This is a genomic window from Desulfuromonas sp. CSMB_57, assembly GCF_020194955.2.
In the GTDB taxonomy this organism is placed as follows: Bacteria; Desulfobacterota; Desulfuromonadia; order Desulfuromonadales; family Syntrophotaleaceae; genus JAFCIY02.
Genome location: NZ_JAFCIY020000023.1, coordinates 34,932 through 46,887, shown reverse-complemented (window position 1 = coordinate 46,887; position 11,956 = coordinate 34,932). Strand labels below are relative to the sequence as shown.

General features: G+C 62.0%; 12 protein-coding genes. All 12 read right to left on the bottom strand.

The window, feature by feature from the left end:
• Positions 1–71: 71 nt before the first annotated feature.
• Positions 72–626: a ComEA family DNA-binding protein gene (locus JQN68_RS14715; protein ID WP_225071956.1), complete on the bottom strand. Its 555-nt coding sequence runs from the start codon at positions 624–626 to the stop codon at positions 72–74.
• A gap of 5 nt (positions 627–631) precedes the next feature.
• Positions 632–2,206 carry a citramalate synthase gene (cimA, locus tag JQN68_RS06290; protein WP_225071955.1) on the bottom strand — a complete coding sequence of 525 codons (1,575 nt, stop codon included), beginning with the start codon at positions 2,204–2,206 and terminating at the stop codon, positions 632–634.
• 42 nt (positions 2,207–2,248) lie between these two features.
• On the bottom strand, positions 2,249–3,481 hold the full coding sequence (locus tag JQN68_RS06285; protein WP_225071954.1) for an aspartate kinase: 1,233 nt from the start codon (positions 3,479–3,481) through the stop codon (positions 2,249–2,251).
• 125 nt (positions 3,482–3,606) lie between these two features.
• On the bottom strand, positions 3,607–4,089 hold the full coding sequence (gene tsaE / locus JQN68_RS06280; protein ID WP_225071953.1) for a tRNA (adenosine(37)-N6)-threonylcarbamoyltransferase complex ATPase subunit type 1 TsaE: 483 nt from the start codon (positions 4,087–4,089) through the stop codon (positions 3,607–3,609).
• Complete coding sequence (locus JQN68_RS06275) at positions 4,086–4,541, bottom strand: CBS domain-containing protein (protein WP_225071952.1); 456 nt, start codon at positions 4,539–4,541, stop codon at positions 4,086–4,088. Before JQN68_RS06275 ends, tsaE begins: the two co-directional genes overlap by 4 nt.
• 184 nt (positions 4,542–4,725) lie before the next feature.
• A complete protein-coding gene (gene acpS, locus JQN68_RS06270) occupies positions 4,726–5,115 on the bottom strand; it encodes a holo-ACP synthase (protein WP_225071951.1) in 390 nt (129 codons plus the stop codon).
• Between the two features lie 2 nt (positions 5,116–5,117).
• Positions 5,118–5,837: a pyridoxine 5'-phosphate synthase gene (locus JQN68_RS06265; protein ID WP_225071950.1), complete on the bottom strand. Its 720-nt coding sequence runs from the start codon at positions 5,835–5,837 to the stop codon at positions 5,118–5,120.
• A gap of 4 nt (positions 5,838–5,841) precedes the next feature.
• Positions 5,842–7,209, bottom strand: coding sequence for a phosphoglucosamine mutase (gene glmM / locus JQN68_RS06260; protein WP_225071949.1), 1,368 nt, complete (start codon positions 7,207–7,209; stop codon positions 5,842–5,844).
• Positions 7,210–7,320: 111 nt separating this feature from the next.
• Positions 7,321–7,983, bottom strand: coding sequence for a CdaR family protein (locus JQN68_RS06255; RefSeq protein WP_225071948.1), 663 nt, complete (start codon positions 7,981–7,983; stop codon positions 7,321–7,323).
• Between the two features lies 1 nt (position 7,984).
• Positions 7,985–8,773, bottom strand: coding sequence for a diadenylate cyclase CdaA (cdaA, locus tag JQN68_RS06250; RefSeq protein WP_225071947.1), 789 nt, complete (start codon positions 8,771–8,773; stop codon positions 7,985–7,987).
• 26 nt (positions 8,774–8,799) lie between these two features.
• Positions 8,800–9,990, bottom strand: a complete 1,191-nt coding sequence (gene folP, locus JQN68_RS06245) for a dihydropteroate synthase (protein WP_283775411.1) — start codon at positions 9,988–9,990, stop codon at positions 8,800–8,802.
• A 3-nt stretch (positions 9,991–9,993) separates the two neighbouring features.
• Entirely contained in the window at positions 9,994–11,850 is a 1,857-nt protein-coding gene (gene ftsH / locus JQN68_RS06240) for an ATP-dependent zinc metalloprotease FtsH (RefSeq protein ID WP_225071946.1), read from the bottom strand.
• Positions 11,851–11,956 lie beyond the last annotated feature (106 nt).

Below are 11,956 nucleotides of genomic sequence, written 5' to 3'. Positions count from 1 at the left end.
AATTCTTTGACCCCCTTCCTGAGGAGATTTTTTTCAACTATAAATCGAATACTTACATGAACAACCCGGAGTTAAAAATATTTTTCGAGGGCCTCGATTCGGCGTGGACCGATGCCTTTAACGCGCTGAACTTCGCTCCAGACTCCGAAATCGCCATTTTTTTGGCGGTCCTCTTCGATGCGCTCCGCCAATTTCGGCCCGATACCCGGCAAAGCTTCCCAATCACGCAGGGTCATCCGATCCGGATGCAAGCGGACACCCAGGATCATGCGCTGTCCGGCAGACATAAAACCCCTTTTTATTTCCACCCCTTGCCCCTCATTCCAGCTCAACTCCAAGGACTCTCCGTCGACCAGGGCAGGCTTCGGACCGGATTGCACATGGCAACCCGGGGGCAGATCGGGCGCCGCCATTCGAATGACGTCATCCAGATCGGTACCGTCAAAAATTTGATGAATTCCCGGAATGGAAAAGCCGGCCCCCAAGGCCACCGTCAAGGAGCCCGGCTTGGGGGCAAAAAAAACCGGGGACTTTTCCATTTGGGGAAAAGTCGCCCGGTGCCAGTGCCATCCGTAGAGAGCCAGCGCGCATGCCACCAGAAGCAGGGTTCCGGCGGAACGGCGCACGATGTTTACTGCTCCTCGCTGTCTTTCAGCAACTTGTACTGGAATGCGTCCACCAGCGCGCGGTAGGAGGCGTCGATGATGTTGTCGCTGACCCCGACGGTGCCCCAGCGCTGATCCTTGTCCCCCGATTCAATGAGCACCCGGGTCATGGATGCTGTGCCCTTGCCGGCCGGCAGCACCCGGACCTTGTAGTCCAGCAGGCGCATCTGCTTGATCTGGGGATAGAAATTTTCCAGGGCCTTGCGCAGGGCGTTATCCAGGGCGTTGACCGGACCGGAACCCTCGGCCGCGGTATGCTCGACGCGGCCGCCGACCTTGACCTGAATGGTGGCTTCGGAAAAGGGCTTGTCGTCCTCCAGGCGCTTGCTGTCGAATACCCGGAAGCCGACCACGGAGAAGAAGGGTCGCATGGTCCCCAACGCCCGGCGCATGAGCAGGTCGAAGGAGGCCTCGGCGCCTTCGAACTGGTAGCCCTGGTTCTCCAGTTCCTTGAGGTTGGCGAGAATCTCGACGGTCACCGGATCCTTGCTGTCCAGATTGATGTTGAACTGAGCCGCCTTGGCCAGGATATTGGAGCGTCCGGACAGATCGGAAACCAGCACCCGACTGACGTTGCCGACCCGCTCCGGGCGGATGTGCTCGTAGGTTTCCGGGTGCCGGGCAATGGCCGAGACATGCACGCCGCCTTTGTGGGCGAAGGCGGAATTGCCGACATAGGGCTGATGCTTGTTGGGAACCAGGTTGGCCTGTTCGTAAACGTAACAGGACACTTCCCGCAATCTGGCCAACTGGTCGTCGGTGAGACAGGGCCGATCCATCTTCAGGGACAGGGAAGGAATGATGGAACAGAGGTTGGCATTGCCGCAGCGTTCACCGAAACCGTTGATGGTGCCCTGTACCTGGGTCGCGCCGCAATCCACGGCCACCAGGGCGTTGGCCACCGCGCACTCGCTGTCATTGTGGGTGTGGATGCCGATGGGCAGGGCAATGCGCTTGCGGACCTCGGCCATGATGGGCGGCAGCTCGAAAGGCAGGGTGCCGCCGTTGGTATCGCACAGGACGATACAATCGATCTGTGCCGCCGCAGCCGCCTCCAGGGTTTTCAGGGCATATTCCGGATTGGCCTTGTAACCGTCGAAAAAGTGTTCGGCATCGTAGAAGACCTCTGCCACGTTCTGCTTCAGGAACACCAGGGAATCATGGATCAATTCCAGGTTTTCCTCCAGGCTGATGCGCAGTGCCTCGTGTACATGAAAATCCCAGGTCTTGCCGAAAATCGTGATGACATCCGGTTCGGCCTGGATCAGGGTCCGCAGATTGTGGTCCTTGTCCGGCGTCACTTTGGCCCGACGGGTCGAGCCAAAGGCGGCAACCTTCGCCTGGTAGAGGGACAGTTTCTTGATTTCCTTGAAAAAGGTGATGTCCTTGGGATTGGAGCCCGGCCACCCGCCTTCGATGTAATGAATACCCAGCTCGTCCAGCTTCTGGGCGATGCGCAGCTTGTCCTCCACCAGAAAGGAGATCTCTTCCGCCTGGGTACCATCCCTGAGGGTCGTATCGTACAATCGGATCGCAGTCATGCTCTCATCCTTTGGCTGCGGCCGGGAATCCAATGGATGCCTCTATTCGGCCTTGATGTCTTTTTTCGCCAGTTCGAAGGCCTCGTGCAGCACGCGCACGGCCAACTCGGTATATTTCGCATCGATAACGCAGGAAATCTTGATCTCGCTGGTGGAAATCATCTGAATATTGATGCCTTCGGCGGCGAGTACCTGGAACATTTTGCTGGCCACGCCGGAATGGGAACGCATGCCGACCCCGACGATGGAGATCTTGGCGATGTGCTCGTCGCTGTTCACCCCGGCGGCACCGATTTCCCGGGCCGTCTCCTCCACGGTTTTCAGCGCCTTTTTGAAGTCGCCCCGCGGCACCGTAAAGGTCAAATCGGTGGAACCGTCCGTCGAGACGTTCTGGATGATCATGTCCACGGTAATCCCGGCTGCGGAGAGGGGCGAAAAGAGGGCCGAAGCAATGCCGGGCTTGTCCGGCACCCGCAGCACGCTGATTTTCGATTCGTCCTTATTGTAGGTAATCCCCGAAACCAGCACGGTTTCCATATCCTCATCCTCCTTGGTGACCAGAGTGCCTGGATTATCATTGAAACTGGAACGGACGTGCACATCCACGCCGTACTTCTTGGCGAATTCCACCGAACGGGTCTGCAGCACCTTGGCGCCCAAGGACGCCATTTCCAGCATCTCGTCGTAGGAAATCTTCTCGATCTTGGCGGCTTCCGGAACAATGCGCGGGTCCGTGGTATAGACGCCGTCGACGTCGGTGAAGATCTCACAGACGTCCGCCTTCAGAGCGGCGGCGACGGCCACGGCCGAGGTATCGGAACCGCCACGCCCGAGGGTCGTGACATTGCCATCCCGATCGACGCCCTGGAATCCCGCCACCACGATGATGGTGCCGTTTTTGAGGTCTTCGCGAATTTTCTTGTCGCCGATGCGCTCGATGCGGGCCCGGGTGAAGTCGCTGTCGGTAATGATGGGAATCTGCGAACCCAAATAACTCTTGGCCTGATATCCCATGGACTGCAGGCACATGGCCAGCAGGGAAATGGTGACCTGTTCGCCGGTCGCCACCAGCACGTCGAATTCACGTTCACTGGGGAAATCGCACATTTCATTGGCCAGCGACACCAGTTTGTTGGTCTCGCCGGACATGGCGGAAACCACCACCACCACATCATTGCCATCGTCGTAGGTCTTGGCGACCCGCCGGGCAACATTGCGAATGCGCTCGACGGAGCCTACCGACGTGCCCCCGTACTTCTGAACCACCAGGGCCATACCTCATATCCTCCTTGGGGAAATCCTCCTGCCGCCACTCCAGGCGGCAGGAGGTCTTGCATAACAAGAATTCCTGGTCGGGTCAAAACATTTTTACCGACCTTCGCTGTCTACGCTGTCAGGTTTCAGGCAGCGGTCTGCCAGGCCTGCCGAAAGCGCTCCAGCAAGGCACCGGCAACCGGGCCCCGGGCTGAAAGGGTAAACCGGCGCGAGTCCCCGCACGCATGGCTGATTTCGATCTGCAAAAAGTCATCGCTCAGACCGGGAAAGCGGTTACCCCACTCCACCAGCGCCACGCCGGCACCGGGCAAATATTCCTCCACCCCCAGATCATGAAGTTCATCGGGATTCGATAGGCGGTAGAGATCGAAATGATACATTTCCAAACGACCCGGGTAGACATTCATCAGGGTATAGGAGGGGCTGACCACCGGTTCGTCGGCGGGCACGTCCAGACCCCGGGCCACGCCCTGCGCCAGACAGGTCTTGCCGGCGCCCAGTTCGCCAACCAGCAGCAGCACCACCGGTTGCCGGATTTCCCGGCCCAGGCAACAGCCCAATCGGCGGGTCTCCTCGGGCGAAGCCGTATCAAGCTGCCATGTGTTCACGAGGCGTTTCCCATGCTGCGGATGATGTCGTGCCTGGCCACCACGCCGATGAGGCGCTCCTGTTCCACCACCGGGACCAGATGAATGCCTTTTTCCACCATCAGGGCGGCGATCTCGGGCACGGTGGCGTCCGGGGAGCAGGTGATCACCTCGCGAGTGCAAATCTCCCTGACCTTGCGCGCGGTCATTTTGCGCACCTGCTGGGAAAAACGCTCCTCGCTTTCCAGGTAGACCACCCAGTCGAACAAGGTGATGACCGTGGGAATATGCAAAGGCTGGTCCCGGGCGATGAGATCGGTTTCCGAGACGATGCCCTGCAGACGCCCTGCGGCATCCAGGACCGGCATGACACTGACGCCGACCTCAAGAAAGCGGCGGGCCAGGTCTTCGACGCTGGCTTCCAGGTCGATGGTATGGACCTCTCGGGACATGATATCGCGCGCTGTCAACATCCATGCATCCTTTCCCATGCGGAGTCCGCCGTCAGGCGAAATCCTGCGGATTTTGTCATTATTCGGCAAAGGGTCTCGGGTCGCCCACGCCGAGGGTGTCTGGCGCCCGGATGGCACACCGGCCAAGCCCCGGGGACGGGTTGGCGTGGGCGACCCGAGACTTTCCTCAACGGCTGCTCAACAGTTACCCGATTTTCTCCAATATGACCGTGGCCAGGGCATAATCCCCGTCATGGCTGCAGGACAGGTGCAGCCGACCATGCCCACCCACCCGGAACAGCTCCTCGGCCCGACCTTGCAGCAGCAGGTCGGGTTTGCCTCGTGCATCCCGGACGATCTCCAGATCCAGCCAGCGGATGCCCTCGGCCAGGCCCGTTCCCAGGGCTTTCAGAAAGGCCTCCTTGGCGGCGAACCGCACCGCCAGGTGCGGAGCCGGATCCCTCTTGGCCAGAGCATAGGCCTGCTCGCGGCCGTGGAACAGGCGATCCAGAACCCCCTGCCTGGATTCCTCAAGCAGGCGCCGAAAACGGCTGATCCGAACCACATCCGTGCCCAGCCCGCTGATGCCGGACATCCTCAGGCGCCGTGCACCAGAGCAGCCATCTCCCGTACCGCCCGCTCCAGACCGACCAGGACCGCCCGGGAAATGATGCTGTGGCCGATGTTGTATTCCCGCACCCCGCCCAGGGCCAGCACCGCCTGCACGTTATTATAGTTCAGACCATGGCCGGCATGCACCTGCAAACCGGCTTCATGCCCGGCGACGATGGCGGTCCGGATGCGCTCCAGTTCTCTGTCCCGCTGCTCGCCGGCCGGAGCCTCACAATAGGCGCCGGTATGGATCTCGATGGCCCGGGCGCCGCTCAGGCGTGCCGCCCGCACCTGCTCCGGATCCGGATCGATGAACAGGCTGACCAGCATGCCGGCCTGCTGCAGGGCATCGATGGCCGACTCCAGGGATGGATGCAACTGGGCCACGTCCAAGCCGCCTTCGGTGGTCAGTTCCTGGCGTTTTTCGGGCACCAGGGTGACCGCCTCCGGCCGCACTTCCAAGGCGATGCGAACCATTTCCTCGGTGGCCGCCATTTCCAGGTTGAGACGGGTCTGCACCGTTCGGCGCAGCACGTGCAGATCCCGGTCCTGGATATGCCGGCGATCCTCCCGCAGGTGCACGGTGATGCCGTCGGCGCCGGCCAGCTCCGCCAGCACCGCCGCGGCCACCGGATCGGGCTCGCGGCCGCCGCGGGCCTGGCGAACGGTTGCGACATGATCGATGTTGACACCCAGTAAAGCCATGTTTTCAGCCCTCCTTGCGGCCCCCCAGATGATGTTCCATGGCGCCGGCAATCTCCTCGGCCAGGGCGGTAATCCGCCCCTCCTCGCGGCCTTCGAGCATGATACGCAGCAAAGGCTCGGTGCCCGAATAGCGGATCAGCACCCGGCCGCTGCCCGCCAACTCCGCCTCGGCGGCGGCAATGACCTGCGCCACCTCCGGCACCTGCCGCCAATCCTGCCGGCGGGCGACCCGCACGTTGACCAGCACCTGGGGCAGTGCCGTCATGACGCCGGCCAGTTCCGACAGGGTCCGGCCGCTGCGCTGCATGATGGCCAGCACCTGCAGGGCGGCGATCATGCCGTCGCCGGTGGTGTTGTGATCCAGAAAAATCATGTGGCCCGATTGCTCGCCGCCCAGGTTGTATCCGCCGCGACGCATTTCCTCGACCACGTAGCGGTCGCCGACGGCGGTCTTGACCACCCGCCCCCCCATCTCCTGCACGGCCAGGTCCAGACCCATGTTGCTCATGACCGTCGCCACCAGGGTGTTGTGGGCGAGCTTGCCCCGCTGCAGCATGTCGCGGGCACAGATGGCCATGATGTGATCGCCGTCCACCTCCCGGCCGTTTTCATCGACAAAAATCACCCGGTCGGCATCGCCGTCCAGGGCCATGCCGAGATGCGCGCCATGCTCGCGCACGGCGGCGGCGATGCCGGCCGGATGCAGGCTGCCGCAACCGGCATTGATGTTGACGCCGTTGGGGGATACCCCCATGGGAATCACCTCGGCGCCCAACTCCGCCAGCACCGCCGGTGCCGCCTTGTAGGCCGCGCCGTTGGCGCAATCGAGCACGATCTTCAGGCCCATCAAATCAAGCTCCCGCGGGAAGCAGTGCTTCAGGAACACCACATACCGGCCGCAGGCGTCATCGATGCGAAAGGCCTTGCCGACCTCGGAGGCCACCGGCCGCAGGGATTCGATCTGATTGGAAAAAATCAGTTCCTCGATGCGCAGTTCCGTTTCGTCCGGCAGCTTGAAGCCGTCGGCGGAAAAAAACTTGATGCCGTTGTCCTGGTAAGGATTGTGGGAAGCGGAAATCACCACCCCGGCATCGGCCCGCATGGAGGTGGTGATAAAGGCGATCCCCGGCGTCGGCAGGGGACCGACCAGCAGCACATCGACCCCCATGGAGCAGATTCCGGACGCCAGGGCGTTCTCGATCATATAGCCGGACAGCCGCGTATCCTTGCCGATGACAATCCGATGCCGGCGATGGCCGTTTTTGAAGACATAGGCCACCGCCCGGCCCAACTGCATGGCGATTTCGGTGGTCATGGGATAATTGTTGGCCACACCCCGCACCCCATCGGTGCCGAACAGACGTTTTTTCATGCTTTTTCCAACCTCGTCATGGTAGCTCACCCCCGCCTGAATTGGCGACAGGTGGCCGGAATCCGGCAGCCGCCACCTTGCGGAGCGGCGCCGTAAAACAGACGGAGCGCGTCAGCGCTGGTCCTCCTGCGCATCGCGGCCGATCATCACCTCGACGGCCACCGTCGGGGCGCCGCGCACCGCGGAGTAGCGCCCACGGTAGCTCAGGGGACGCATCAGACGCAAATTTTCCCGCACGCCTTCGATGTCGATGTTGGTGGTCCAGACCTCCTTGACCTGAGCCACCTCGCTTTCGGCTCCCTCCAGAGCCACCTCGGCCGGATTGACCCGCACGGTCTGCAGAATGAAGCCCCGGGCCGGCTCGCCGCGCAAAGCGGCCTTGACCGGCACCATCCTGGTCGCCACCGGTTCCAGCTTGACATCCACATAGGCCGGCGAAATCCGCGTGACCCGCAGCGGCCCGGCAATGTTGAGGCGTTCCTCAAGGCGCTTGAAGGAGGTCAGGCCCGGCTGCAGATCCCGCAGATCGACGGAGATGCGGACATCGTCCGCCTGCAGCTTCATCAGCATGGTACGCGGTCCGCTGATACGCACCTCCACCTGCCCCGGCACCTCGTTGGCCACCATCATGCCGCGCGGCACGTTCTCCAGCACCAGGGGCACGACGTAGGAGCGTTCCAAACGCTGCTCCCCCATGACGAAAAACCACAGAATCAGGGCGGATACCAGGGCCAGCAGCTTGAGAACCCAGTTTTCGGTCAGTGTGTTGCGCATGTCATTTTTTCTTTGTCTTCGGCAGCTTCGGTTCCAGGAGACGCTTGAGAACCCGGGTCAGGGCGCTGGAATCCAGATCACGGGTGATGCGCCCGCCAACCACCATGGATATTTTGCCCGTTTCCTCCGAAACCACGATGGCCACGGCATCCACCAATTCCGTCAGGCCGATGGCCGCCCGATGGCGGGTCCCCAGGGATTTGCTGATATCGGGATTCTGGGACAGGGGCAAAAAGCAGCCGGCCCGGGTCAACCGTCCCTGCTGGACGATCAGTGCCCCGTCATGCAACGGCGAATAGGGCAAAAAGATGGAGGTAATCAGATCGCTGGTCACCTTCGCGTCGATTTCGGTGCCGACTTCGAGAAAGTCCTTGATGCCCGTCTCGCGCTCGATGACCAGCAGGGCGCCGATGCGACGGTTGGCCATATTGACGCAGGCTTTCGTCAACTCGACAATCACCTCGTTGCCTTCCTGATAGGACAGGTCAGTGAAAAAGGGGTTGGCTCCCACGGTAATCAAGGCTCGGCGGATGTCATTCTGGAACAGGACGACGATAATCAGGATGATGTAGGACAGGAACTTGTCCAGAATCCATTGCAGGGTGTAAAGGCCGGTATACTGGGAGGCCACATACACCAGCAGCATGACCGCCAGGCCGAGAAGCATCTGCACCGCACGCGTGCCCTTGATGAGCAGGAACATGCGATAGATGATAAAGGCCACCAGCCCCACATCCAGCGGATCGAGCAGCCATCGGAAGTTTTTCAGGTAGTCAAGAAATGCGCTCATACCATTCCGCTGTCAACATGAATCCCTCAGGGCAGCTGTCGCCGCATGATGCTCCAAGCCATGAGTGCGGCTTCCCGCGCCGGGCGCACGTCGTGCACCCGAAACAGCTGTGCTCCGGCGGCAACCCCCAAAGCGACCGTGGCCAGGGTTCCGGCCAGACGCTCCGCCGGTTCCGGCAGGTCGAGGGCGCGACCGATGAAGCTTTTGCGCGAGGTTCCCAGCAATATCGGCCGACCGAGTACTCGCAACTCGCCCAGCCGCCCCAGCAGTTCCAGGTTGCCGCGGACATCCTTGCCGAACCCGATGCCGGGGTCGACGGCCAGCCGCTCTGCAGGGATGCCGGCCCGAAGCGCACTGTCCATGGCGGCCTGCAGATAATCCAGAACCTCGCCGAGCAGGTCCCGGTAGCGGGTATCCTTCTGCATGTCCGCCGGCAGGCCGCGCGTATGCATCAGAAAAGCACCGGCGCCACTGCCGGCGACCGTCGCCGCCATCTTTGGATCAAATGCGAAGCCGCTGATATCGTTGACGAAAGCCGCCCCGGCCGCCACCGCCTGCTCGGCCACCCGGCTCTTGGTGGTATCCACGGACAGAGGGCAGTCCAGCTCCCGTCGCAGGGCCTCGATGACCGGTACGACCCGGTCCAGTTCCTCCTGCTCATCAATGCTCGGCGCCCCGGGGCGCGTGCTTTCGCCGCCGACATCGATGACATCGGCACCGTCCGCGACCATCTGTCGCGCCCGGTCAAGAGCTTCGGCAATGGAACCGGAGCGACTCCCGGCAAAAAACGAATCCGGCGTGACGTTGAGAATGCCCATGATGCGGGGCCGATGGAGGACCAGGCGGCAACCGCGCCCGTAAAGGGCCGCCGGAGGGCTCTCCAATCCGGCCAGCAGCCTGGCAAGTTGGGTGGCCATTCCGGGAGGCAGACCGCTGTCCCCAAAGGAGTTCTGCAGAAACCGGCGCAGCAGGGGCCCGGAAACCGCTGCGACCAGGGCGGCGGGACGGCCGGACCGACCGCAGACCGTCGCTCCGAGCTGTCGCAGCATCGCCGAAGCGGTTTCGGCAACGGCGGCATCCAAGCCGTCCAGACACAGCACCAGGGGTTGCAGCGCATTCTGCAACCCGGCCGCGTCGGCCGCGACAAATCCCCGGGATGCCAAATCGGCAACCAGGGTCGGCGACCCCGGGCCTGCCCAGAGACGAACCGTGGGCAACGATCAGGCCTCGGTTACAGGCGGCAGCTCCGTCGCGGCGGCAGCGTCGGCCGTTGGGGAGCAGGCTTCACCCTCCTGCTCCAGGGCCAGACAACGAACCTCCTCGCCATCCAGGGTTTCACGCTCCAGCAGCGCCTCGGCAACCCGGTGCAGACCGTCCAGATGGTCGGCGAGGATGCTTCGGGTCCGTTGATAGTTTTCGCTGACGATGCGGCGAATTTCGCTGTCGATCTCCAGGGCGGTGGCTTCGCTGTAATTGCGGACATGACCGAAATCGCGACCCAGGAAAACCTCCCCTTCCTTTTCACCGAAGGCCAGCGGTCCGATGCGGTCGCTCATGCCCCATTCGCAGACCATGCGTCGGGCGATGCCCGTCACCCGCTCAATATCGTTGCTGGCACCGCTGGTAATCTCACCGAAAACCAGGTCCTCCGCCACCCGGCCGCCCAGCAGGCGGCAGATGTAGGTTTCCAGACCGGTGCGGGATTCGTTGTATTTTTCCTCTTCGGGCAGATACATGGTCACCCCCAGGGCGCGGCCGCGGGGAATGATGGAGACCTTGTGCACCGGATCGGTTTCCGGCAGGAACAGTGCCACCACCGCATGGCCCGCCTCATGATAAGCCGTGACCTTCTTTTCCTGCTCGGTAATCACCATGGAGCGCCGCTCGCTGCCCATGAGAATTTTGTCCTTGGCCGCCTCGAAGTCCGCCATCTCGACATGGCTCTTGTTGGCCCGGGCCGCCAGCAGGGCCGCTTCGTTGACCAGGTTGGCCAGATCGGCCCCGGACAGGCCGGGGGTGCCCTTGGCAACCACTTCGAGCTTGACGTCCTCTCCCAGGGGTACGCGCCGGGCATGCACTTCGAGAATCTTGGAGCGGCCCTTGATGTCCGGTCGCGGCACCACCACCTGGCGGTCGAAACGGCCCGGTCTCAGCAGGGCCGGGTCCAGCACGTCGGGACGGTTGGTGGCGGCGATGAGAATCACGCCTTCGTTGGATTCAAACCCGTCCATCTCCACCAGCAACTGGTTGAGGGTCTGCTCCCGCTCGTCATGGCCGCCGCCGAGACCGGCGCCGCGATGCCGACCGACAGCGTCGATCTCGTCGATGAAGATGATGCAGGGTGCATTCTTTTTACCCTGCAGAAACAGATCACGCACCCGGCTGGCACCGACGCCGACAAACATTTCGACGAAATCGGAACCGGAAATGGAAAAGAACGGCACCCCTGCCTCGCCGGCGATGGCGCGCGCCAGCAGGGTCTTGCCGGTGCCGGGCGAACCGACCAGGAGCACGCCCTTGGGAATGCGGCCGCCCAACCGGGAAAATTTCTTGGGGTCCTTGAGGAAGGCCACAATCTCCTCGAGTTCCTCCTTGGCTTCGTCGATGCCGGCCACATCCTGAAATGTTACCTGAGCCCCGGTGTCGGATAGCAGCTTGGCGCGACTTTTGCCGAAACTCATGGCCTTGCCGCCGCCGGACTGCATCTGTCGAATGAAGAAGATCCAGACCCCGATGAGCAGCAGAATCGGGCCCCAGGAGATCAACATGGTCATCCAGAAGCTGCGATCCTCCTCGGGTTTGGCCTGAATGGCCACCCCTTTGTTGCGCAATTCGCCGACCAGGGCCGGATCGTAAGGCGCATAGGTTTGGAAGCTCTTGCCGTCCTGATAGGTGCCTTCGATGTTGGAGCCTTCCAGCAGCACATTCTTTACCAGGCCTTCATCGACGGCAGTCAGAAAATCTGTATAGGTGATGGTTACCGGACCCTTCTCGCGGCTGGTCATGAGATTGAACAGGGTGATCATGACCAGGGAGATGACCAGCCAGAGGGCCAGGTTCTTGTAAAACTGATTCACTCTTCCCCCTTACAGGATGCGTTGGTACGCCTGCGGCATGGCGCCTGACAGACGGTTGGACTGAGGGTAAACAGGGTCGGCCGGGATTCCCCGCAAACAGACATGG